The sequence below is a fragment of the Streptomyces sp. NPDC019531 genome (genome assembly GCF_044903305.1).
In the GTDB taxonomy this organism is placed as follows: domain Bacteria; phylum Actinomycetota; class Actinomycetes; order Streptomycetales; family Streptomycetaceae; genus Streptomyces.
The window spans coordinates 279,942-303,818 of record NZ_JBJDQL010000003.1; the positions used below are offsets into that span (position 1 = coordinate 279,942).

21 protein-coding genes are annotated in these 23,877 nt (G+C 67.9%); 9 read left to right on the forward strand and 12 right to left on the reverse strand.

Translation table 11 applies throughout. The features are described from left to right. Positions 1-30: 30 nt before the first annotated feature. From gyrB to dnaA, 6 genes are all read right to left on the reverse strand, one after another. Entirely contained in the window at positions 31-2,103 is a 2,073-nt protein-coding gene (gene gyrB / locus ACI2L1_RS05580) for a DNA topoisomerase (ATP-hydrolyzing) subunit B (protein WP_404738003.1), read from the reverse strand. A 372-nt stretch (positions 2,104-2,475) separates the two neighbouring features. Next, positions 2,476-3,036, reverse strand: coding sequence for a DUF721 domain-containing protein (locus ACI2L1_RS05585; protein ID WP_404738004.1), 561 nt, complete (start codon positions 3,034-3,036; stop codon positions 2,476-2,478). Beyond that, on the reverse strand, positions 3,033-4,154 hold the full coding sequence (gene recF, locus ACI2L1_RS05590) for a DNA replication/repair protein RecF (RefSeq protein WP_404738005.1): 1,122 nt from the start codon (positions 4,152-4,154) through the stop codon (positions 3,033-3,035). Before recF ends, ACI2L1_RS05585 begins: the two co-directional genes overlap by 4 nt. Before the next feature lie 64 nt (positions 4,155-4,218). After that, on the reverse strand, positions 4,219-5,094 hold the full coding sequence (gene gnd / locus ACI2L1_RS05595; RefSeq protein WP_404738006.1) for a phosphogluconate dehydrogenase (NAD(+)-dependent, decarboxylating): 876 nt from the start codon (positions 5,092-5,094) through the stop codon (positions 4,219-4,221). A gap of 137 nt (positions 5,095-5,231) precedes the next feature. Then, on the reverse strand, positions 5,232-6,362 hold the full coding sequence (dnaN, locus tag ACI2L1_RS05600; RefSeq protein ID WP_053847949.1) for a DNA polymerase III subunit beta: 1,131 nt from the start codon (positions 6,360-6,362) through the stop codon (positions 5,232-5,234). Between the two features lie 870 nt (positions 6,363-7,232). Next, entirely contained in the window at positions 7,233-9,215 is a 1,983-nt protein-coding gene (dnaA, locus tag ACI2L1_RS05605) for a chromosomal replication initiator protein DnaA (protein WP_404738007.1), read from the reverse strand. 383 nt (positions 9,216-9,598) lie between these two features. Here dnaA and rpmH point away from each other — a divergent pair, with 383 nt between their 5' ends. From rpmH to ACI2L1_RS05650, 9 genes are all read left to right on the forward strand, one after another. Continuing rightward, on the forward strand, positions 9,599-9,736 hold the full coding sequence (gene rpmH / locus ACI2L1_RS05610) for a 50S ribosomal protein L34 (RefSeq protein ID WP_005482975.1): 138 nt from the start codon (positions 9,599-9,601) through the stop codon (positions 9,734-9,736). A gap of 21 nt (positions 9,737-9,757) precedes the next feature. Further along, positions 9,758-10,129, forward strand: coding sequence for a ribonuclease P protein component (gene rnpA, locus ACI2L1_RS05615; RefSeq protein ID WP_164433043.1), 372 nt, complete (start codon positions 9,758-9,760; stop codon positions 10,127-10,129). Further along, positions 10,126-10,479: a membrane protein insertion efficiency factor YidD gene (yidD, locus tag ACI2L1_RS05620; RefSeq protein ID WP_404738008.1), complete on the forward strand. Its 354-nt coding sequence runs from the start codon at positions 10,126-10,128 to the stop codon at positions 10,477-10,479. Before rnpA ends, yidD begins: the two co-directional genes overlap by 4 nt. A gap of 3 nt (positions 10,480-10,482) precedes the next feature. Next, positions 10,483-11,781, forward strand: a complete 1,299-nt coding sequence (gene yidC, locus ACI2L1_RS05625; RefSeq protein WP_404738009.1) for a membrane protein insertase YidC — start codon at positions 10,483-10,485, stop codon at positions 11,779-11,781. 16 nt (positions 11,782-11,797) lie between these two features. Next, a complete protein-coding gene (locus tag ACI2L1_RS05630; RefSeq protein ID WP_404738010.1) occupies positions 11,798-12,310 on the forward strand; it encodes a protein jag in 513 nt (170 codons plus the stop codon). Positions 12,311-12,428: 118 nt separating this feature from the next. Continuing rightward, complete coding sequence (rsmG, locus tag ACI2L1_RS05635; protein ID WP_404738011.1) at positions 12,429-13,145, forward strand: 16S rRNA (guanine(527)-N(7))-methyltransferase RsmG; 717 nt, start codon at positions 12,429-12,431, stop codon at positions 13,143-13,145. Between the two features lie 265 nt (positions 13,146-13,410). Then, positions 13,411-14,484 (forward strand): ParA family protein, encoded by a 1,074-nt coding sequence (locus ACI2L1_RS05640; protein WP_078935937.1) that lies wholly within the window; start codon positions 13,411-13,413, stop codon positions 14,482-14,484. Then, complete coding sequence (locus ACI2L1_RS05645) at positions 14,481-15,581, forward strand: ParB/RepB/Spo0J family partition protein (RefSeq protein ID WP_404738012.1); 1,101 nt, start codon at positions 14,481-14,483, stop codon at positions 15,579-15,581. Before ACI2L1_RS05640 ends, ACI2L1_RS05645 begins: the two co-directional genes overlap by 4 nt. Positions 15,582-15,905: 324 nt before the next feature. Beyond that, on the forward strand, positions 15,906-16,523 hold the full coding sequence (locus ACI2L1_RS05650; RefSeq protein WP_404738013.1) for a GNAT family N-acetyltransferase: 618 nt from the start codon (positions 15,906-15,908) through the stop codon (positions 16,521-16,523). Between the two features lie 54 nt (positions 16,524-16,577). Here the strand turns inward: ACI2L1_RS05650 and trxA are convergent, their stop codons facing one another. The 6 genes from trxA to murJ form a co-directional block, all read right to left on the reverse strand. Further along, positions 16,578-16,910 carry a thioredoxin gene (trxA, locus tag ACI2L1_RS05655; RefSeq protein ID WP_003991504.1) on the reverse strand — a complete coding sequence of 111 codons (333 nt, stop codon included), beginning with the start codon at positions 16,908-16,910 and terminating at the stop codon, positions 16,578-16,580. A gap of 43 nt (positions 16,911-16,953) precedes the next feature. Further along, positions 16,954-17,922, reverse strand: coding sequence for a thioredoxin-disulfide reductase (gene trxB, locus ACI2L1_RS05660; RefSeq protein WP_404738014.1), 969 nt, complete (start codon positions 17,920-17,922; stop codon positions 16,954-16,956). A 167-nt stretch (positions 17,923-18,089) separates the two neighbouring features. After that, positions 18,090-18,983 (reverse strand): anti-sigma factor family protein, encoded by an 894-nt coding sequence (locus ACI2L1_RS05665; RefSeq protein WP_404738015.1) that lies wholly within the window; start codon positions 18,981-18,983, stop codon positions 18,090-18,092. Then, complete coding sequence (gene sigM / locus ACI2L1_RS05670) at positions 18,980-19,705, reverse strand: RNA polymerase sigma factor SigM (RefSeq protein ID WP_404738016.1); 726 nt, start codon at positions 19,703-19,705, stop codon at positions 18,980-18,982. Before sigM ends, ACI2L1_RS05665 begins: the two co-directional genes overlap by 4 nt. A 31-nt stretch (positions 19,706-19,736) precedes the next feature. Beyond that, positions 19,737-21,452 carry a protein kinase family protein gene (locus tag ACI2L1_RS05675; RefSeq protein ID WP_404738017.1) on the reverse strand — a complete coding sequence of 572 codons (1,716 nt, stop codon included), beginning with the start codon at positions 21,450-21,452 and terminating at the stop codon, positions 19,737-19,739. 119 nt (positions 21,453-21,571) lie between these two features. Continuing rightward, entirely contained in the window at positions 21,572-23,872 is a 2,301-nt protein-coding gene (gene murJ, locus ACI2L1_RS05680; protein ID WP_404738018.1) for a murein biosynthesis integral membrane protein MurJ, read from the reverse strand. Positions 23,873-23,877: the final 5 nt, after the last annotated feature.

The window sequence follows — 23,877 nt, forward strand, 5'->3', positions numbered from 1 at the left end:
TCCTTCCTGGTGCGGTCAGCTGAGACCGACTCAGATGTCGAGGAAGCGGACGTCCTTGGCGTTGCGCTGGATGAACTGGCGGCGGGCCTCCACGTCCTCGCCCATCAGGACGGAGAACAGGTCGTCGGCCTGCGCGGCGTCGTCCAGGGTGACCTGGCCGAGGACCCGGTGCTCCTGGTCCATGGTGGTCACGCGCAGCTCCTCGGCGTTCATCTCGCCGAGACCCTTGAAGCGCTGGATGGAGTCCTCGCGGATGCGCTTGCCGCGCTGCCGGCCCAGCTCGATCAGCGCGTCGCGCTCGCGGTCGGAGTAGGCGTACTCGATGTCGTCCCGGCCCCACTTGATCTTGTACAGCGGGGGACGGGAGAGGTACACGTGTCCGGCCTCGACCAGCGGCCGCATGAAGCGGAACAGGAAGGTCAGCAACAGGGTGGAGATGTGCTGGCCGTCGACGTCGGCGTCCGCCATCAGGATGATCTTGTGATAGCGCAGCTTCTCGATGTCGAAGTCCTCATGGACCCCGGTGCCGAAGGCCGAGATCAGCGCCTGGATCTCCTGGTTCTGGAGGATCTTGTCGATCCGCGCCTTCTCGACGTTCAGGATCTTGCCGCGGATCGGGAGGATCGCCTGGTACTCGGGGTTTCGGCCGGACTTGGCCGAGCCGCCGGCGGAGTCACCCTCGACGATGAAGATCTCGCACTTGGTGGGGTCGTTCGACTGGCAGTCGGAGAGCTTGCCCGGCAGGGACGCGGTCTCCAGGAGGCCCTTGCGGCGGGTCAGATCACGGGCCTTGCGGGCCGCCACGCGCGCGGTGGCCGCCTGGATGCCCTTGCGGATGATGTCCGCGGCCTCGACGGGGTTGCGGTCCAGCCAGTCGGTGAGGTGCTCGTAGACGACCTTCTGGACGAAGGTCTTCACCTCGGTGTTGCCCAGCTTGGTCTTGGTCTGGCCCTCGAACTGCGGCTCGCTCAGCTTCACCGAGATGATCGCGGTCAGACCCTCGCGGATGTCGTCACCCGTGAGGTTGTCGTCCTTGTCGCGCAGCAGCTTCTTGTCGCGCGCGTACTTGTTGACGAGGTTCGTCAGCGCCGCGCGGAAGCCCTCCTCGTGCGTACCGCCCTCGTGCGTGTGGATGATGTTCGCGAAGGAGTAGACGCCCTCGGTGTAGCTGCTGTTCCACTGCATCGCGACCTCGAGGGACAGGAGCTTGTCCTTGTCCTCGGCCTCCAGGTCGATCACGGTGGGGTGCACCACGTCTCCCTTGCGGGAGTTGAGGTACTTCACGAAGTCGACGATGCCGCCCTCGTAGTGGTACTCGACGGTCTTGACCTCGGCCTTGTCGTCGGCGCCCGCCTCGTCCGCCCCGGTCGTGGCCTTCGCCGACTCGCGCTCGTCAGTGAGTTTGATCCTCAAACCCTTGTTGAGGAACGCCATCTCCTGGAAGCGGCGCGAGAGCGTCTCGAACGAGTACTCGGTGGTCTCGAAGATGTCGCCGTCGGCCCAGAAGGTGACCGACGTGCCGTGCTCGTCCGTCTCCTCGTGCTTGGCCAGCGGAGCCGTCGGGACGCCCAGCTTGTAGTCCTGGGTCCAGCGGTGACCGTCGGTCTTGATCTCGACGGACACCTTGGTCGACAGGGCGTTCACGACGGAGACACCCACGCCGTGGAGACCGCCGGAGACCGCGTAGCCGCCACCGCCGAACTTGCCGCCCGCGTGCAGCACGGTGAGCACGACCTCGACGGCCGGCTTGCCTTCGGAGGGGACGATGCCCACCGGGATACCGCGGCCGTTGTCGACGACGCGCACGCCGCCGTCGGCCAGGATCGTCACGTCGATGGTGTCCGCGTGGCCCGCCAGCGCCTCGTCGACGGAGTTGTCGACCACCTCCTGCACCAGGTGGTGCAGGCCGCGCTCACCGGTCGAGCCGATGTACATACCGGGTCGCTTGCGGACCGCGTCCAGACCCTCGAGGACGGTGATGGCGCTGGCGTCGTACGAGGCGGTTACCTCGCCGTTCGACGAGGTCGCCTCGGCGTCGGTGGACGGGATGTTCTCGTTGGGGTTGCCGGAATCGGCCACGAAGCGCCCTTTCTGGCACAGCACGAGCCAGGCTCGTCGGCGGGTTGCCGGAGCGGCTGCGGCATGTTGCGTTGGTAAGCCTTGATCAGCGTTGCTCAGCGTTTCCCGGGCGGTCCCCACGTTTGGGGCGGGATTGGCTTCCAGTCTACCGGTAGCGCCGACAGTGATGGGGGTTTGCCGGTACCTGAGTCCCCATGTGCCGCCCTCAACCGGCCTCTGCCGGGTCCCCATATACGGAGCGGGGCTCCAAGAGGCTCACGGAGGCACTCAGCGCTTCAGGCTGTCAACCCTCGGCTACTTGGGAGTCAGGTCGGGATTCGCAACCGCGTGCAGCGCTACGGCAAAGGCGTCGGCGGCGCCTCAATGGCACCGCCGACGCCCTCGATGTGATGTCCGTCACCCGTAGGTGTCGCCGGGCCCCGTGCTGCCCGGGGCGCGCAGCGGACCGTAGCGACGGGCGGGGCCGCCGGGACCGATCACCTTGATCAACTTCACCGCTCCGTGCCCGAGATCCTCGTTCAGGCGGGCCAGCAGTTGCGGAGCTCGGAGTCTGAGCTCGGTCGCCCATGCCGTCGAATCACAGCGCACCACCAGGACTCGTTCGTCCTCGTCGTACCTCTCCGGCGCGCAGTGCAGGGCGATGGCCTCGCCCACGATCTGCGGCCAGCGCCCCATCACCCCGCCCACCGCCGCGGGCGTCTCCCAGCCGCGCTCGGTGATCAAGCGGTTAATGGCGGCGCCGAACGCCATGGGGTCGCGTCCGTCGGCACGCGCGCCGGAGCGCAGTCCCCCTCCGCGGCGCGCCTGCCGCTTCTGCTGCGCCGCGTCCCCACGCGCGCGTGCCTGTTCCTTCGCGGCGCGAAGCGCCACACGCGCGAGGTCGACGCCGGAGGGCTCGGCCGGCTTGGGGTTCACGGCGGACTTGGGCTTCTCGACGGGGGATTGTTCGTCGCTCATACGCGCTCCACCGTCCCCTCGGACACGACGTACCGCGTCCCCGTCAGCACGTGCGGCACGTCGTCGTCGACCGCCGCCGTCACCAGGACCTGCTCACCGGGCGCGACCAGCTCGGCCAGGCGTTCCCGCCGCCGGGTGTCCAGCTCGGCGAACACGTCGTCGAGGATCAGCACCGGCTCGTTGCCCTCGGCCCTGAGCAGGTCGTACGACGCCAGGCGCAACGCCAGCGCGTACGACCAGGACTCGCCGTGCGAGGCGTATCCCTTGGCGGGCAGCTGACCGAGTTTGAGATTCACATCATCTCGATGAGGTCCTACGAGGGTGACGCCCCGCTCGATCTCCTGCTTGCGCGCCTCCGCGAGCGCCGCCATCAGCTGCCCGTAGAGATCCTCACGCGTGTGTGCCTCGCCCGGCGCGGACGGCTTGTACTCCAGGGCGACCGGGCCTCCGCCGGGCGCCAGCTGCTCGTACGCCTTGTCGGCCAGCGGCTGGAGCGCGGCGATCAGGTCGAGCCGCTGGGCAAGCAACTCGGCACCCACGCGCGCGAGATGCTGGTCCCACACATCGAGGGTGGACAGGTCCAGCGAGCGGCCGCCGTGCCGTCGCGCGAGCGCGGCCGACTTCAGCAAGGTGTTGCGCTGCTTGAGGACGCGCTCGTAGTCCGAGCGAACGCCCGCCATGCGCGGGGAGCGCGCGGTGATCAGCTCGTCCAGGAAGCGGCGCCGCTCGCCCGGGTCGCCCTTCACCAGCGCGAGGTCCTCCGGGGCGAACAGCACGGTCCGCACGATTCCGAGCACATCACGCGGTCTGACCTGCGAGGACCTGTTGATACGTGCCCGGTTCGCCTTACCGGGGTTCAGCTCCAGCTCGACCAGTTGCTGCCGCTCGCCCTGCCGAACCTGCGCCCGGACGATCGCGCGGTCGGCGCCCATGCGGACGAGCGGCGCGTCGGAGGCGACCCGGTGGCTGCCGAGGGTCGCGAGGTAGCCGATCGCCTCGACCAGGTTCGTCTTGCCCTGTCCGTTGGGGCCCACGAACGCGGTGACGCCCGGGTCGAGCGAAACCTCGACCCGGGCGTACGAGCGGAAGTCGGCCAGCGACAGGTGCGTGACGTGCATGGTCGGGCGCCGACCTCCCCCAGCTTGTGGACTGCTCTTGTGGATGGCGATGCAGTCCTGTGGATTACTTCGTCTCGACCGCGTGTCCGCCGAACTGGTTGCGCAGTGCCGCGATCATCTTCATCTGCGGTGAGTCGTCCTGGCGGGACGCGAACCGCGCGAACAGGGACGCGGTGATCGCCGGCAGCGGCACCGCGTGGTCGATGGCGGCTTCCACGGTCCACCGGCCTTCGCCGGAGTCCTGTGCGTAACCGCGCAGCTTCTGAAGGTGCTCATCCTCGTCGAGGGCGTTGACCGCCAGGTCGAGGAGCCAGGAGCGGATGACCGTGCCCTCCTGCCAGGAGCGGAAGACCTCCCGGACGTCGGTCACGGAATCGACCTTCTCCAGGAGCTCCCAGCCCTCGGCGTAGGCCTGCATCATCGCGTACTCGATGCCGTTGTGGACCATCTTCGCGAAGTGGCCCGCGCCGACCTTGCCCGCGTGTACCGCACCGGCGTCGCCCTTGGGCTTGAGGGCATCGAAGACCGGCTGCACCTTGGCGACGTTCTCCGCGTCGCCGCCGTACATCAGCGCGTAGCCGTTCTCCAGGCCCCACACACCGCCGGAGACGCCGCAGTCGACGAAGCCTATGCCCTTGGCGGCCAGTTCCGCGGCATGCTTCTCGTCGTCCGTCCAGCGGGAGTTCCCGCCGTCCACCACGACGTCACCGGGCTCCAGGAACTCGGCCAGCTCGTCGATCGTCGACTGGGTCGGTCCACCGGCCGGGACCATCACCCACACGACCCGCGGGCCCTGCAACGCGTCCACAAGCTCCTTGAGGCTGTGGACATCGGCGAGGTCCGGGTTGCGGTCGTATCCGATGACCGTGTGGCCCGCGCGGCGGATCCGCTCGCGCATGTTGCCGCCCATCTTGCCGAGGCCGACGAGACCGAGCTCCATCAGTTGTTCCTTAGGTTGCTGTGACGTGAGGGCACTTTTCGTACCCACGTCCGAGCCTAAACCCGGACGCGCACGCACACCTGAGGGCATACGCGCTCAAACGTATGCCCTCACCTGGGGCTTTCCTCGGCAACCGGTCAGCCGCTGAGGCGCACCGGCATGATCAGGTACTTGTACGCCTCGTCCGCCTCGGCGTCCAGGGCCGGCTTGCCGCTCAGCAGCGCGGGCTTGGTGGACGTCGTGAAGGAGAGCTGGGCCACCGGGGAGTCGATGGCGCTCAGGCCGTCCAGCAGGAAGGTCGGGTTGAAGGCGATCGAGATGTCGTCGCCTTCCAGCTGGGCGTCGACCCTTTCCACAGCCTGTGCGTCGTCGCTGGAGCCGGCCTCCAGGATCAGCACACCCTGCTCGAAACTGAGCCGCACCGGGGTGTTGCGCTCGGCGACCAGCGCCACACGCTTGACGGCCTCCACGAAGGGGGCGGTCTCGATCACCGCGACGGAGTTGAACTCCGTCGGGAACAGCGTGCGGTACTTCGGCAGGTCGCCTTCGAGCAGACGTGTGGTCGTACGGCGGCCCGCGCCCTCGAAACCGATCAGGCCCTCGCCCGCGCCCGAACCGGACAGCGCCAGGATGACGCTGTCGCCGCTCGTGAGCGCCTTGGCGGTGTCCAGGAGCGTCTTGGCGGGCACCAGGGCGACCGCGGACGCCTCGGGGTTCTCCGGCTTCCACAGGAACTCGCGGACCGCGAAGCGGTAGCGGTCGGTGGAGGCCAGCGTGACGGTGTCGCCCTCGATCTCGATGCGCACACCGGTCAGGACGGGGAGCGTGTCGTCACGGCCCGCGGCGATGGCCACCTGGGCGGCGGCGGAGGCGAAGACCTCACCGGGCACGGTGCCCGTGGCGCTCGGCATCTGCGGCAGCGCCGGGTACTCCTCCACAGGCAGGGTGTGGAGTGTGAAGCGCGAGGAGCCGCAGACCACGGTCGCCCGCACACCGTCTGTGGAAATCTCCACCGGGCGGTTGGGGAGGGCGCGGCAGATGTCGGCGAGCAGGCGGCCGGAGACGAGCACCGTGCCCTCCTCCTCGACCTCGGCCTCCACCGACACCCTCGCGGAGACCTCGTAGTCGAAGCTGGACAGGCTCAGCTGGCCTTCCTCGGCCTTCAGGAGAAGGCCGGCGAGGACAGGCGCCGGCGGACGGGCCGGGAGGCTGCGTGCCGCCCAGGCCACTGCCTCCGCGAGTACGTCGCGTTCCACCCGGATCTTCACTGTTGCCGCCTCCTGCTGTTGCCGGCGCTGCTCGGCCTGCCTGGCTTCGTCGTCTGTCTCGGTGTCGTCGGTCCCCGTGACGGGAAGGACACCGGGGAACAGTCTGACGCACCCCACTGACAGTAGGTGCCTCTCGGGGTCAAGTCGTGACGAGGGGCAGTCGGGAGCCGGACAGCGAGTTGTGCACAGGACCCGCTTCGAAACGGATTCCCAGCTCTCTCTAGTTGGGAGTAGTAGTAGGGGCTGTGGATACCGTGGATAACCCTGTTTTCCCAGCTCAGAGGGGGAATTTTGTCCACGGGCCCTGTGGGCGGAGGCGGTGGACAACCGGGCGTATCTGTGGAGAACAGAAAGTTCTGCACACTCCGTGCACAGCCTGAGGCGACTTCTCCCCAACGCCGTCCCCAGCTTTACCCACGTTTCCCACAGCCCAACCCGGCACCTTCGTGTGACGCCTTTCACTCGACCCGGTGAGGAGGCGCGTCGCGTTGCCGAACAGTGGACAGCCATGTGGAGAAGCCGCTGATCGCTGGGGACAACCGGGCCAGGTCTGTGGGTTGCCGGTGGACAACTCGATGCACAGCCTGTGGATCTTCTCGCTGTCCACAGTCTGTGGAGATCCTTCGTCCACGAATCCACAGCCACTTGACCTGGACTGATGGCCTTTCGGCAGGGAGCCTGTGGACCGCGATCTGGACAACTTCGCAGTCCCCAGGATGTGGACGGCAGAAAGTCGGCAGATCTGTGGAGAGAGGCCGTAACTCGGCAGCTAATCGAACAGTCGGCTACGGCGACATGACGAAGGGCGCCCTCGGGATGTCGTCCCCCAGGGCGCCCTTCGGTGCCGAAACCGTCGTAACTCTGCTGCTGTCAGCCGTTCTTGATGCGGTTCGTCAGCTCGGTCACCTGGTTGTAGATGGAGCGTCGCTCGGCCATCAGATTGCGGATCTTGCGGTCCGCGTGCATCACGGTCGTGTGGTCGCGGCCGCCGAACAGAGCGCCGATCTTCGGCAGCGAGAGGTCGGTCAGCTCACGGCACAGGTACATGGCGATCTGGCGGGCCGTGACGAGCGCACGGCCGCGCGAGGTGCCGCACAGGTCCTCGACGGTCAGGCCGAAGTAGTCGGCGGTGGCGCTCATGATGGCCGTCGAGGTGATCTCCGGGGCCGAGTCCTCGCCACCGGGGATCAGGTCCTTCAGCACGATCTCGGTCAGGCCCAGGTCCACCGGCTGCCGGTTGAGCGACGCGAACGCCGTCACCCGGATCAACGCCCCCTCCAGCTCGCGGATGTTGCGCGAGATGCGGGAGGCGATGAACTCAAGGACCTCCGGCGGGGCGTTGAGCTGCTCCTGGACCGCCTTCTTGCGCAGGATCGCGATCCGCGTCTCCAGCTCGGGCGGCTGGACATCGGTGATCAGGCCCCACTCGAAACGGTTCCGCAGCCGGTCCTCCAGCGTGACCAGCTGCTTGGGCGGCCGGTCGCTGGAGAGCACGATCTGCTTGTTCGCGTTGTGGAGCGTGTTGAAGGTGTGGAAGAACTCCTCCTGCGTCGACTCCTTGTCCGCGAGGAACTGGATGTCGTCGACGAGCAGGATGTCCATCTCGCGGTACCGCTTGCGGAAGCTGTCGCCCTTGCCGTCGCGGATGGAGTTGATGAACTCGTTGGTGAACTCCTCCGAGCTCACGTACCGCACGCGCGTGCCGGGATACAGGCTGCGTGCGTAGTGCCCGATGGCGTGCAGCAGGTGGGTCTTGCCGAGCCCCGACTCCCCGTAGATGAAAAGGGGGTTGTACGCCTTGGCCGGTGCCTCGGCGACCGCGACAGCCGCCGCGTGGGCGAAGCGGTTGGAGGCGCCGATGACGAACGTGTCGAAGAGGTACTTCGGGTTCAGCCGCGCGGTGGGCTCTCCGGGGCCGGACGCCGGCGCGGGCTGCGCGGCCAGCGGGCCGGGGGCGCCTGTGGTGGGCAGGCTGGAGCCCACGGGGCCCCCGCGGTGCACACGCCCGGAGCCGGAAGGCGGCTCGGGCAGGTCCCTACGGGCGTCCCGCTGGTCGTAGTCGGACCGTGGCTGGTCGTACTCGGGACGCGGCTCGTAGTCGGACCGCGGCTTGTCGTAGTCCGGCCGCTTGTCGTAGTCGGAGCGCGGGCTGTCGTAGGGCGGGCGGTCCATCGGCTGCGGACGGTAGTCCTGCGACGGGGTGCCGTACGACTCCTGCGGATACGGCTCCTGCGACGGGGACGCGTACGGGTCGCGCTCCGGGAAGCCGAGGCGCTGCTGCTGCCAGCCGTACTCGTCCTGCGAGGACCGCGGCCAGGCGCCGGGCTCGGGGCGCTGGTACTCCGAGGGATACGCGGGGCGGGCCGTCGGGAACTGGTCCGCGCGGGGGGCGTGGTCGCCCGCGGGGCCGGGACGGTGCTCGCCGCGGCCCGGGTGGGAGTCGTCGGCGCGGTGGCGGCCGTAGCCCTCGTACTGGCTGTCGTACTGCCCGTCGTACTGGCCTGAAGGGAGCTCGGGCTCCTCGTAGCGCTGCTGGGGCCGGGGGGCCGGGGGCGCGGGCGGTGCCGGGGGCTCGCCCGCGGAGTCGTCGACGGTGATCGCGATGCGGATCGGCCGGCCGCACTCGCGGCTCAGCGTCTCGCTGACGGCCGGGGCCAGCCGGCCCTCCAGTACGCCTTTCGCAAATTCGTTCGGTACAGCGAGCAGCGCGGTGTCGGCGACCAGCGCGAGGGGCTGGCAGCGCCGGATCCAGTGCTCGTCCTTCGCCTCCACACCCTGGACGCGGCCCTCACCGAGGAGTTGCTCGAGTACGCGTGGCCACACTGCGGCAAGATCGGCAGGTACGTCAGCCACAGGGCACGCTCTCTCACGGGTCCCACGAACGTGTGGTTGTGGGACGAGTCGGGATTCAACTGGGGTGGAGCCGAAACAGAGGGGTCAAGGGAACGAATCGGAGTTCAGCCACGGTAGTCAGGGCGACGGGTGCGGTTCAAGTTGTTGTCCCCAGCCTGTGGATAGTGTCTCCCGGTGACCACTGGTTTGACCGGATGGCGTAGCCGCGCGTACCGTAACCAGGTCGAGTTGTCGATGGCTGCTGCCGCCTGCCTCCGATGGGCACAGATCGCGTCAGGTGATCGGGAAGCGGTGCACACGGGCGTAACTGCGAGCTACTCGTGGGCGCACGGTGACAGCCAGGACGGCACCCGCCACCACCGATTGATTTCTGGAGCCCCCGAGTGAGCAAGCGCACCTTCCAGCCGAACAACCGTCGTCGCGCCAAGACCCACGGCTTCCGTCTGCGGATGCGTACCCGTGCCGGTCGCGCGATTCTCGCGAACCGCCGCAGCAAGGGTCGCGCCAGCCTGTCCGCCTGAGTCTGATCAGGTCATGACGTCGTGCTGCCTACCGAGCATCGGCTGAGGCGGCGCGAAGACTTCGCGACCGCGGTACGGCGGGGACGCCGGGCAGGCCGCCCGTCCCTCGTCGTCCATCTTCGTAGCGGTGCCACGGACCCGCACGCGCCTGGGGAGAGCGCTCCCCCGACGCGTGCGGGTTTCGTCGTGAGCAAGGCCGTGGGCGGCGCTGTCGTGCGCAACAAGGTGAAGCGCAGGCTTCGTCATCTGATGCGCGACCGGGTCTCCCTGTTGCCCCCCGGTAGCCTGGTAGTCGTACGAGCGTTGCCCGAGGCCGGCGACGCCGACCATGAACAACTGGCCCGAGACCTGGACGCCGCCCTTCAGCGGCTGCTGGGAGGGGGCGCGCGATGAAGTACCCGCTACTGGCGCTGATCAAGCTGTACCAGTGGACCATCAGTCCGTTGCTCGGGCAGGTGTGCAAGTACTACCCGTCGTGCTCCCACTACGGCTACCAGGCCATCGACCGGCACGGTGCGATCAAGGGAACGGCACTCACCGCCTGGCGCATCCTGCGGTGCAATCCGTGGTCGCTGGGTGGTGTGGACCATGTCCCGCCGCGCAAGCGTCCGCGGTGGCACGAAATGCTGCGTAACGCCTGGCGTGCACGCAGGGGCGGGCCCTCCGCCGCCGACTCGGCCACCGAGGGACAGACTCCTTCGAGCCCGGCCGCCGAGACTCCGTCCCATGCCCAAGGAGCATGATTAGTGGACACGATTGCCAGTCTTTTCAGCTTCATCACCACACCCGTCTCCTGGGTCATCGTCCAGTTCCACAAGATGTACGGGGCCATCTTCGGCCCCGACACCGGGTGGGCCTGGGGCCTGTCCATCGTGTCCCTGGTGATCCTGATCCGGATCTGTCTGATCCCGCTCTTCGTCAAGCAGATCAAGTCGACGCGCGCGATGCAGACGCTCCAGCCGGAGATGAAGAAGATCCAGGAGCGCTACAAGAACGACAAACAGCGTCAGTCCGAAGAGATGATGAAGCTGTACAAGGAGACGGGCACCAACCCGCTCTCCTCGTGCCTTCCCATCCTGGCGCAGTCCCCGTTCTTCTTCGCCCTGTACCACGTGCTCAACGGCATCGCGACGGGCGACACCATCGGTGTCATCAACGAATCGCTGCTGGCCAGCGCTCGTAAGGCGCACATCTTCGGTGCGCCGCTGGCCGCGAAGTTCACCGACAGCTCCTCCGATGTCGTGTCGCTCGGTGCCACGCTCACGGATGTCCGCGTCGTCACCGCGATCATGATCATCCTGATGTCGGCGTCGCAGTTCTACACACAGCGTCAGCTGATGACGAAGAACGTCGACACCACGGTCAAGACGCCGTTCATGCAGCAGCAGAAGATGCTGATGTACGTCTTCCCGGTCATGTTCGCCGTCTTCGGTATCAACTTCCCGGTCGGTGTCCTCGTCTACTGGCTGACCACCAACGTGTGGACCATGGGCCAGCAGATGTACGTCATCCACAACAACCCGACCCCGGGTTCCAAGGCCCAGGCCGCCTACCTGGAGCGCCTCACCAAGCACGTCACGAACCACGGCAAGGCCCGCAAGCGCAGCGAGCGCACCATCATCAAGGCGATTGTCGCCAAGGGCCGTGACCGCAACGAGTTCGAGCGCAAGTTCATCAACGGTCTGAACAAGGCGGGTCTCGCCGCCCAGGCCGACGGCTCCGTGATCCAGAGCGAGTCCCAGGCCGCAGTCCAGACCGAGGACGGCACGCCGACCAGTGCGGCCGCCCCCAAGCGCCAGCAGCCCAAGCGGCAGAGCAAGTCCCAGCGTCAGGCGGGCGGTGCGGCCGGTGCCGCTTCGGGTGGTTCGAAGGCCGCCGATGACACCAAGTCGTCGGAGCCGACCTCGCTGAGCAAGTCCGACGAGCCCGAGGATGCCAAGCCCGCCGCTGCCGCCAAGAAGCAGCCCGGCGGCGGTACCCGCAGCAAGGCCCAGTCCGGACAGCGCAAGGGCCCGCAGCGGCCCAAGTCCCCGTCCAAGAAGTAAAGAAGGAGTCCATCCCGTGACGGAAGGCACCACCTCCGCCGCTGCCGAGGGCGCAGACACCCTGACCCGCCTGGAGCAGGAGGGTGAGATCGCGGCGGACTACCTCGAAGGTCTGCTCGACATCGCCGATCTCGACGGCGACATCGACATGGACGTCGAGGCCGACCGCGCCGCTGTCTCGATCATCAGCGACTCGGGCGGCCGCGACCTGCAGAAGCTGGTCGGCCGTGACGGCGAGGTGCTGGAAGCCCTGCAGGAGCTCACTCGCCTCGCTGTGCACCGGGAGACCGGCGACCGCAGCAGGCTGATGCTGGACATCGCCGGCTACCGGGCGAAGAAGCGTGCAGAGCTCTCCGAGCTGGGCGCCAAGGCCGCTGCCGAGGTCAGGAACACTGGCGAGTCCGTGAAGCTCAAGCCGATGACGCCGTTCGAGCGCAAAGTGGTGCACGACGCGGTCAAGGCCGCGGGCCTGCGCAGCGAGTCCGAGGGCGAGGAGCCTCAGCGCTTCGTCGTCGTACTTCCCGCCTGATCGGTCCCTACGTTCCTCCGGCCCCGTCTGTAGAGCAGGCGGGGCCGAACCTTGTCAGCCTGATAGTTCTGGTGGTCGGCGCCCGGTGCGCTGATGCGGTACGGAAGGAAGGATCCCCGTGACGGAGGCAGCGGAGCTTCCCCCCGCGCCCGAGCAGGCGCGAGAGGTGTTCGGCGATCGCTACGCGGACGCGGTGCGCTACGCCGAACTGCTGGCAGAGGCGGGTGTGCAGCGCGGTCTCATCGGCCCGCGCGAAGTGCCCCGCCTGTGGGAGCGGCATCTGCTGAACTGCGCGGTGCTCTCGGAGGTGGTCCCCGAAGGCGTGACGGTGTGCGACGTCGGCTCCGGTGCCGGTCTGCCCGGTATCCCCCTGGCCCTTGTCCGCGAAGACCTGAAGATCACGCTGCTGGAGCCGCTACTGCGACGCACGACTTTCCTGACGGAGGTCGTGGAGCTGTTGGGCCTGGACCATGTGACGGTCGTACGGGGCCGGGCCGAGGAGGTCATGGGCAAGCTCACCCCCGTGCATGTGGTGACGGCACGGGCTGTGGCTCCGCTTGACCGGCTGGCGACCTGGGGGATGCCTCTGCTGCGTCCCTACGGTGAGATGCTCGCTCTCAAGGGCGATACCGCGGAGGAGGAACTCAAGGCCGCGACCACAGCCCTGAGCAAACTCGGAGCAGTGGAGACTTCCATCCTGCATGTGGGTGAGGGAGTGGTCGACCCGTTGTCCACCGTGGTGCGAGTCGAGGTGGGGGAGAGTCCCGGTGGTGTGCGTTTCGCGGCCAAGCGTGCCAAGGCGGCTCGTACAGGACGCACTCGGCGACGTCGCTGATCCGTCCTGACGACGAGACGTACTCCACACAAGCTGCCAAACCTACACGCGCCGGAGTGTCGCGACAGAACGACCACTGCTGCTGTGCATCGTGTTTCACGTGAAACGTCGCTCACTGCTGCACGGCATCATCAGCCGAGGCCGCGCCGCGGCCGAACCCCGCGTCCGGAAGCCTCTCAGGTCACTCGGAGAGGTAACGGAGTTGTCCACAGAGGTGGATTTCTCCACAGAACAACAGGCCTCACTGGTTCACGACCCCGAAGACATGGGAGGCTCTGTTCATTGCGAGCCTGAAGTCGAGGAGAGTGAATCCTTGCGGTCCGACGCCAACATCGCGGGACCGATGACCGATCCGGTCCCCGGTCCCCGAACCGAGTCGATGGGGGAGGATGTTTCACGTGAAACACCGCCCCCGATGGACGACACTCCGATCGGTCGTGCTGCCCAACTGGCGGTGGAGGCTCTGGGCCGCGCCGGCGAGGGCCTGCCACGGCCCGAGCAGACCCGGATCATGGTCGTCGCCAACCAGAAGGGCGGGGTGGGCAAGACGACGACGACCGTCAATCTTGCCGCCTCGCTGGCTCTGCACGGCGGCCGTGTCCTGGTGATCGACCTCGACCCCCAGGGCAATGCGTCCACCGCGCTGGGTATCGACCACCACGCCGAAGTTCCTTCGATCTATGACGTCTTGGTCGAGAGCCGGCCGCTGGCCGAGGTCGTCCAGCCGGTCCCCGATGTCGAAGGCCTTTTCTGTGCTCCTGCCACCATCGATCTCGCCGGTGCGGAGATCGAGCTGGTGTCCTTGGTGGCACGTGAGAGCCGACTGCAGCGAGCGATCCAGGCGTACGAGCAGCCGTTGGACTACATCCTCATCGACTGCCCACCCTCACTCGGCCTGCTGACGGTCAACGCGCTCGTGGCCGGTGCGGAGGTCCTCATCCCGATCCAGTGCGAGTACTACGCGCTGGAGGGCCTGGGCCAACTGCTGCGCAACGTTGATCTGGTGCGCGGACATCTCAACCCCACCCTGCACGTATCGACCATCCTGCTCACCATGTATGACGGCCGGACGCGCCTCGCGTCCCAGGTCGCCGACGAGGTGCGCACCCACTTCGGCGACGAGGTGCTGCGGACGAGCATTCCCCGCTCCGTCCGTATCTCCGAGGCGCCGAGTTACGGACAGACGGTGCTGACCTACGATCCAGGATCAAGTGGTGCCCTGTCCTATCTTGAGGCAGCACGAGAGATCGCGCTGAAGGGCGTCGGCGTCAGCTACGACCCGACGCAGGCGCACATCGGTGCACAGAGCAACCCGAGCATGGTGGAGGGGATCCAGTGAGCGAGCGACGGAGGGGTTTGGGCCGTGGTCTGGGCGCACTGATCCCCGCTGCCCCGACGGAGAGGACGCCGGGCCCGGCGGCCGTGGGGGGCGCTGGTTCCGCCTCCCCGTCGGCCGTCCCGGTGCTGACGAGCGACCGTGGGGTGGCTGCGGCGAAGGTGGCCACGCTGCCGCCTGTTTCAGATGAAACCGAGGAGCCGTCGGTCAACGGCTATGGGGAGACACCCGCGCCCCCCATGGGCGCCCACTTCGCGGAGCTCCCTCTCGACTCCATCACGCCGAACCCGCGTCAGCCGCGTGAGGTCTTCGACGATGACGCGCTGCAAGAGCTGGTCACTTCCATCAAGGAAGTCGGTCTTCTCCAGCCGGTCGTCGTACGGCAGGTCGGTCCCGCGCGGTACGAGCTCATCATGGGCGAGCGGCGCTGGCGGGCCAGCCGTGAAGCCGGCCTGGAGGCGATCCCGGCGATCGTACGGGCCACGGAGGACGACAAACTCCTCCTGGACGCTCTCCTGGAGAACCTGCACCGCGCTCAGCTGAACCCGCTGGAAGAGGCCGCGGCCTACGACCAGTTGCTGAAGGACTTCAACTGCACCCACGACCAGTTGGCGGACCGCATCGGCCGGTCCCGCCCGCAGGTCTCCAACACACTGCGTCTGCTGAAGCTCTCGCCGGCAGTCCAGCGCCGAGTGGCCGCCGGAGTGCTCTCCGCCGGACATGCCCGGGCACTGCTCTCCGTCGAGGACTCGGAGGAGCAGGACCGGCTGGCCCACCGGATCGTGGCCGAGGGACTCTCGGTACGTGCCGTCGAGGAGATCGTGACGCTCATGGGGTCGCGGCCGCAGACCGCTCAGCGCTCGAAGGGGCCCCGGGCCGGCGCCCGAGTCTCCCCGGCGCTGACCGATCTTGCGACCCGTCTCTCGGACCGCTTCGAGACTCGGGTGAAGGTCGACCTGGGGCAGAAGAAGGGCAAGATCACGGTCGAGTTCGCCTCCATGGAGGACCTGGAGCGGATCCTCAGCTCCCTCGCCCCCGGCGAAGGGCCGGTTCTGCAGAAGAGCTTGTTGGACGACGAGGCCGAGGAGACGGACGGCTGAGCCAGGCCTCGCCGGGGTGTACCACCAGGGCAAAGCATGAAAGCGGGCTGTGTCCGGTGTGTACCGGACTCAGCCTGCTCTTTGCTTTCAGGCGGTATCGATGGAATCGGTGTCTGGATACGATGCGACTGGGTGCAGCACATCCACCCGGCAGTACCTCTGAGGGGAGGCAGGGGCCATGCGAACGATGAGCCGAAGCGGACTGGTGAGCGCGGGCCTGGGACTTGGGGCGGTCGGGGGATTCGTCGGCAGCCTGCTCAGGGGACGGAGCGCTCTGACGGCCGCCCGCGATGCGGCGGGCGAAGGAAGGGAGGAACAGCCTTCATGGGGCGTCGGTTCGTACCGCTCACGCTGGACAACCTTCCGGACCTTCCCCAACGCTGTCGCTCGTGTGTCTTCTGGGAGCTGGACCCAGTCAGCGGAGAAGCTGCGGTAAAGGCAGGAACATCCGTCCTGGAGAAGGAAGCCTGGATCTCCGCCGTACTGCTGGACTGGGGGTCGTGTGGACGGGTCGTGTATGTCGACGACGTACCGGTCGGCTTCGTTCTCTACGCTCCCCCCGCGTACGTTCCGCGCTCGACGGCGTTTCCCACGAGCCCTGTCTCTCCGGACGCCGTCCAGTTGATGACGTCGTTCATCATGCCGGGCTATCAGGGGCAGGGACTGGGCCGGGTGATGGTACAGACGGTCGCCAAGGATCTGCTGCGGCGAGGCTTCAAGGCGATCGAGGCCTTCGGTGACGCCCGCTGGAAAGAGCCCGCCTGTCTGCTTCCCGCGGACCACCTCCTGGCCGTGGGTTTCAAGACGGTCAGGCCCCATCCCGCTTACCCCAGGCTGCGGTTGGAGCTGCGTACCACGCTCTCTTGGAAGGAAGACGTGGAGATGGCACTGGACCGGCTTCTCGGGGCGGTACAGAAGGAACCAGCGCTGCGACCCCTGTAAGACAGTGGGGGCCGACCCTCCTGGGTCGGCCCCCACCATGTTTCACGTGAAACGTCACTCGGCGATGAAGTCCTCAAGGTCGCGGACGATCGCGGCCTTCGGCTTGGCCCCGACGATGGTCTTGGCGACCTCGCCACCCTGGTACACATTGAGCGTGGGGATGGACATGACGCCGTACTTGGCGGCCGTACCCGGGTTCTCGTCGATGTTCAGCTTGACGACCTCGATCTTGTCGCCGTACTCGGCGGCGATCGCCTCAAGGGAAGGCGCGATCTGGCGGCACGGACCGCACCAGGCGGCCCAGAAGTCCACCAGGACGGGCTTGTCGCTCTTCAGGACGTCCTGCTCGAAGGAATCGTCGGTCACATTCTTCAGGGTGCCGGCCACGGCGGGCTCCTTAGCTGGTTGGTGCGGTGGGGCGGGATGGGGGTCAGACAGCGGTCTTCTCGGGCTCGGCCTTCTCCTCGTCCGCAAGGGCGGCGAGGAAGCGCTCGGCGTCGAGAGCGGCGGAGCAGCCGGTGCCGGCCGCGGTGATCGCCTGGCGGTAGGTGTGGTCGACCACGTCACCGGCGCCGAAGACACCGGTCAGGTTGGTGCGGGTCGAGGGCGCTTCCACCTTCAGGTAGCCCTCCCCGTCCAGCTCCAGCTGGCCCTTGAAGAGCTCGGTGCGCGGGTCGTGGCCGATCGCGATGAACAGACCCGTGACCGCCAGGGCGCTCAGCTCGCCGGTCTTGAGGTTGCGCAGCTTCAGGCCCGAGAGCTTCGGGTCGCCCTGGATCTCGGCGACCTCGCTGTCCCAGACAAACTTGATCTTCGGGTCGGCGAAGGCGCGCTCCTGCATCGCCTTGGAGGCGCGCAGAGTGTCACGGCGGTGGACGATCGTCACGGACTTGGCGAACCGGGAGAGGAAGGTCGCCTCCTCCATCGCGGTGTCACCGCCACCGATCACGGCGATGTCCTGGTCCTTGAAGAAGAAGCCGTCACAGGTGGCGCACCACGAGACACCGCGGCCGGAGAGGGCGTCCTCGTTGGGGAGGCCGAGCTTGCGGTGCTGCGAGCCGGTGGTGACGATCACGGCCTTCGCCTGGTGGACCGTGCCTGAGGTGTCGGTGACGGTCTTGATCTCACCGGTCAGGTCGACGCTGACGATGTCGTCCGGGACGAGCTCGGCACCGAAGCGCTCGGCCTGGGCACGCATGTTGTCCATGAGCTCGGGGCCCATGATCCCGTCCTGGAAGCCAGGGAAGTTCTCCACCTCGGTGGTGTTCATCAGCGCACCGCCGGCGGTGACGGCGCCCTCGAACACCAGCGGCTTCAGCGACGCGCGCGCGGTGTAGAGCGCCGCCGTGTAGCCGGCGGGCCCGGAGCCGATGATGATCACGTTACGGACGTCGCTCACGGCTTGGTTCCTCGTCTCTGGACTGCGTCGTCGGACCGGTGGAGCCCCTTTAGAACTCTCACCCCACCCAACGGATCCTAAGGGGCGCGCATTCCCGGTGTGTCCGGGCACACGGAGAGGCCTCACCGTACGAAATACCACGGAGGAAGGAGACGAAGCGTGAGCACTCAGGAGTGCGCGTAGGACTGCTTCAGCAGAATCTTCGCCTTGCCGGCGGGCGCATCCTTCAGGCAGGAGGCATCCATGAGGTAGGCGGTAACGCGGCTGCTGTTGGCGGGGTCGCGCAGTACCACCAGAAGAGCGTCCGTCCCCTTGTAGACACCGTGGTCCGTTGCGAGGGGAGTGCCGGTACTGTCGAGGCCCTTCTGGATGCACGGAGGCACCTCGGGCGTCACCAGTACCCTGGGGCCCCCGGTGGTGGGGATGCCTAGCGCTCCTATGTCGGTGTGCGGAGCCTCGGACCCACCGCTCGTACTCTTCTCGCTGAGCAGCTGGGAGACCTCCTTCTCCAAGCTGCCGGCGGAGAAGGTGTCGGCAGAAGTGGTCGCCTGTCCGCGTGCCGTGTCGTCCGACTTGCCGTCGTTCAGCGCCGACAGCAGGACGGAACCGAATCCCAGGGCGGCGACCGTGAAGACGGCGCCGAGGACGGTGGCCTTGCGGCGCCCGCCCCTCTTGCGGTCCTTGCGGCCAGGGCCAGTGGTAGCGCTGCGGGCGTGTCCTGTGGGTCGGTCGCCGGTGGGCGATGTTTCACGTGAAACATGTGCGTTCTCGGCCGGTGCCGGTCCGTTCACCGCCTCGGGGGCCGTGGCTTGCAGCAGAGCTTCCGCGGCGAGGGCGGCGTCGATCCTGCCGGCGACGTCGTCAGGCATCCGGGGCGGGCCCGGCAGTGTCCCGAGCAGTCCGCGGATCTCCTCCAGCGATGCGTGAACGTCGGCGCAGAGATCGCACTCGTCCAGATGCCGACGTACATCCGCCGTCCTGGAGGCGGGAAGAAGGCCTTCGGTGAGGTCGGAGATCTCCGCGACATCCGGGTGCCCGGCTGTGTCTGTCGAGGAAGTCACGCTCGCCCACCTCCGCCCTTCACTGCAGCTGAATCGCTTGTTCCCGAGTCCGGCGGGCCTTCTGACGGAGGTCCCGCTGCGGGTGGGACGGATGTCCCCTGGGTCCGGTTCCGTGCAACGCCCGGTTCTCGACTGCCTCCGGCGTTTTCCGGCCGCAGATGAGTGAGAAGGGGGAGAAGTCTGGCTCTGCCTCTCGCGCAGCGGCTCTTCACCGTCCCTGTCGGCACGTCGAGCATGCGGGCGGCTTCAGCGACGGGGTAGCCCTGCATGTCCACCAGGACGAGTGCGGCGCGCTGGTCGGGCGGGAGGGTACCGAGTGCTTCCAGGAGCTGGCGGTGGAGGTCATTGCGCTCGGCGGGTGCCGAGGCCTCCTCGTGCGGCTCCAGGAGCTGCTCCAGGCGCTCGGTGTCGTCCACGGGGGAGGTCTTGCGGGAGGCTGTCTTTCTGGCCCGGTCCAGGCAGGCGTTCACCGTGATCCGGTGCAGCCAGGTCGTGACCGCCGACTGGCCCCGGAAGGTGTGGGCGGCCCGGTAGGCGGACACCAGGGCGTCCTGGACGGCGTCAGCGGCTTCCTCGCGGTCCCCGAGCGTGCGCAGGGCCACGGCCCACAGCCGATCCCGATGCCGCCGCACAATCTCGCCGAAGGCGTCGGGGTCGCCGTCTACGTGACGGGCCAGGAGGTCCTTATCGCTCGTGTCGCCGTACGTGGTGTCATCTGCCATCGGACCCCCTCCCCTTGTCTGCGGTGGTGTCTCAGCCGGTGAACTTCACGTTGGTGATGGCCTGCTTGTAGCCGGGAGTGCTGTAGTTCGCGGAGTCGTTCCCGGAGTAGGGCAGCGCGGTGAGCCATACCAGTACGTACCGCGACTTCACCGGTTTGCCGACCTTCACCGTGGCTGTCGTGCTGCTGGTCGTGACCGAGCCGATCTTGTCCATCGAGTCCAGCGAGGATGGCGTGAGCGAGTCGGCCGCGTACAGCTCGGCCGTGGTGTGGTTGCCGCCGTACCGGAGCGACAATGTCGCGGCCGACACCTCCTCGGCGGAGCCGAGGTCGTAGACGATGCCGACGCCTGGTTTGATCACTATGTCCGGACCGTCGTTGTAACTGTTGGTCCGCCACCCTGTGGTCATGCTGCCGTCGTACGTCAGCTTCACGTCGCCGGGATGCTGAGCGTCACCCTCGGCCACGTACTCCTCGGCGCCTGCGATGCTGAGCGTCGTGGTCGGCTTCGGCGCCGTGCTGTTCTTGTCGCCGTCGTCGGTCGTCTGGGTCTGGTTCTCGTCCGACTTGCCGCCCTGGTCCATCAGCGCGTCCGCCAGTTGCCAACTGCCCAGGCCCAGTGCGGCGATGAGGAGGGCCGAGACGGCCCACTTCAGGGCTCGGCCCGTGCGGCTCTGGAGGGGCGGGGGTGGCGCCGGAACCGGCTGGGTGACGCCGGGGCGCGGTGCCGGGCGGCCGTACGTGCCCTGCTGGTACGTCGTGCGCTGGTACTCGGGCGGTGCGGTGAACGTCGGCTCCGGTGGGCGGATGCGGGGCATCTCACCGATCGCCTTGACGAGTTCCTCGGGCGTGGTGCACGCGGACTCGTGCCGGGAGGCCGTCGCACCGTCGTTCGCGAGTGCCCGCATCGACAGTTCGGACAGCCCGCGGTGGACACCCGCCCGCACCTGGTCGGGTGCGATGAGGCCGACGTCCTTCGGGAGACCGGCGAGGCCATAGGCATCGCTCTCGTACGGCCAGCGCTGGGTGAGCGCCGCGTACAGGAGGGCGCCGATCGCCTCGGTGTCCGTGCGCTGCGGGGTCTCCGAACTGACGCCCCGCAGCGCGGCGTTCACGGCGAGGCCGCGGATGCGCCACTGACCGCTGGATGTCCGCAGCACCGCGTTCGGGTTCAGCCGCAGGTGTGCGAGCCCCTCGCGGTGGGCCGCGGCCATGGCGGAGGCCACCTGACTGACCATCTGGTAGGCGTCATAGACCTCCAGCGGGCCAGGGGCGAGGAGCGTGGTCAGCTCGGTCGCGTCGGGCAGCCATTCGTGGACGACGTAGACGAGGTCGTTCTCCTCGACGGCGTCCAGGACCTGGACGAAGCGCGGGTCGCCCAGCAGCGCGGAGGAACGCGCCGCGGCCAGGACGGAACGCGCCCGCGCATGGTCCGCGGGCAGGATGTGCACGCCGACGGCGCGACGGAGTTTCTCATCGACGGCACGCCAACTGCTGAAGCCGTCCAGACGGGTGACGCACTCCTCGAGACGGTAGCGTCTGGCGAGTTTGTGGCCGCTGTGCAACTCCGGCGGTGACGACTTGCCAGGACTCTCGGTCCCGCCACTCCCCTGTGCCTCGACGTCTTCCGTGTCCCGCTCCCGGTTCTTGGCCACGCCGTCGGCCGTGGACTGGTCCGCCTTGGCGGTCAGCGGCTCGTCACCGCTGTTGTCTGCCACGTCGACGGCAGCCGTGCTCCGTTCCGCCACCGTCGTTCCCTGCCTCCCCATTCGTTGCGCGCCGTGCGACGCAGAATCCAATTGTGCCCACAGTCCGCCGCTATGCACGACACACGGTGGCGGACGATGGTTGTGCGCGTACCCCAGGCTCAGCGCCCCAGACGCCCCCGGACCATGCCGACCAGCGAGTTCAGCTCCTCGATGCGCATCTTGCGCGCTGCGACGAAGAAGATCCCGAGCAGGACCGCACCGCCCGCGATCAGCGCGGCGAGCGAACCGACGACCCCCTGACCGAGCGAGTGGGCGATGCCGTAGCAGGCCGCTCCGCTGAGCAACGCCGCCGGGACGGAGGCAATGCAGAGCCGGGCGTAGGTCCGCAGGACGCGGTTGCCGTCCAGGTCGCCGCCGAGACGCTTGCGCAGCCGGTTCCAGGCGACACCGACACCGATCGCGTAGGCGAGACCGTACGAGGCCGCCATGCCCGCCACGGCCCAGCGGGGCGCCAGCACCACGTAACACAGCGCAGAGGCGCCCGCGTTGACCGCTGCCACGATGACCGTGTTGTAGAAGGGGGTGCGGGTGTCCTCGTATGCGTAGAAGGCGCGCAGCACGACGTACTGCACGGAGTAGGGGATCAGGCCGAGGGCGAAGGCCATCAGCATGAAGCCCATGTTCGTGGCCTCGCTGGTGCCCGAGGAACCGAAGATCAGCGTGCACATCGGGATGCCGAGGGCGACGAAACCGAAGGCGATCGGCACGATCGCGACGGCCGTGGTGCGCAGGCCCTGGGAGATGTCGTCCCGGACGGCTCCGCTGTCGTCCTCGGCCGCCGAGCGGGCCAGGCGTGGCAACAGTGCCGCCATCAGGGAGACGGTGATGATCGCCTGCGGTAGTCCCCAGATCAACTGGGCGTTGGCGTAGGCGGCGAAGCCGGTGCCGTCGACCGGGGAATCCTTGCCCGCCGCGGTGGACAACTGCGAGACGACGATCGCGCCGGCCTGGTTGGCCAGGACGAACAGGACGGTCCACTTGGCCAGCGTCACGGCCTTGCCGAGGCCGTGGCCCCTCCAGTCGAAACGCAGCCGCATCCGGAAGCCGGTCTCGCGCAGGTACGGGATCATCGCCAGCGCCTGGACCACGAGGCCGAGCAGGACGCCGATGCCGAGGAGACGCTGTCCCTCCGGCGGGATGTTCGTGACCTTCATTCCGGAGTCGGCGGCGGTGCCGTAGACCCACATGAACATGCCGAGGGTCACGATGATGACGATGTTGTTCAGGACCGGGGTCCACATCATCGCGCCGAACTTCCCACGCGCGTTGAGGATCTGCCCCATCACCACGTGGATGCCCATGAAGAAGATCGAGGGCAGGAAGTAGCGGACGAAGGTGATGCCGACCTCGTTGGCCGCCGGGTCACTGGCCACCGAGTCCGACAGCAGACGGATCAGGAACGGGGCACCGAGGATCGCGAGACCGGTCAGCACGCCGAGCGCCACCATGACCAGCGTCAGCAGCCGGTTGGCGTACGCCTCGCCGCCGTCCTCGTCCTCCTTCATGGCGCGCACGAGTTGTGGCACGAAGACGGAGTTGAGGCCGCCGCCGACCGTCAGGATGTAGATCATCGTCGGTAGCTGGTAGGCGACCTGGAAGGTGTCACCGAGCAGACCGACGCCGAGCGCCGACACGATCAGCGCCGAGCGGATGAAGCCGGTGAGGCGGGAGACCATCGTGCCGGCCGCCATCACGGCGCTCGACTTCAGCAGGCCTCCTGCCTTGCCGCCCTTCTTCGCGGGAGCCGCGGGAGCCGCGGGAGCCGCGGTGGCAGAAGGAGCCGCTTGAGCACCGGCCGGGACGGTGCCCAGGTTCATGGTCTCGTCGGCCGGGGGCGCGGGGGCCGTGGGGGCCTGGAACTGCGGCGCAGGCGACGGCCCTCCCGGGGCCGCTGCCGGACCCGGCACCGACGGCGGATCCGTCGGACGGCTGCCGCCCTGCTGCTGGTCGCGGAAGAGGTGCGCGAAGGCGTCCGGCTCGTGCCGGTTCTCGCCGGCCTGGGTCACCAGGTCGTCGACCCCCACGAACTGCGTGGTGCGGGGATTGTCGCCGTACGGCAGGAACTGCGTCGGCCCCTCTGGCTCGGGCGCCGGGGTCTGGGCCCACACCTGAGGGTCGGGGGCGTACGGCGACTGGGGCGGCTGGGAGTACAGAGGCTGCTGCGGCTGATGGGTACCCGGAGGAGGCGGGGGGTGTGCGGCACGGTCGTAGAGGGCCTCGGCGACCGGGTCCTGGGAGTAGAGGTCCTGTGCCCGGTAGGGGTCCTGGTCGTAGGCGTCCTGGAGGTACATGTCCGCGGGAGCCTGCGGCGGTACCTGGCCGTGCTCGGGCGGCGGGCCCTCGGGGCGACCCGAGCTGCCCGCGCCCTGACCGCGATCACCGTCGTACGGCGCGTTCATGGTTA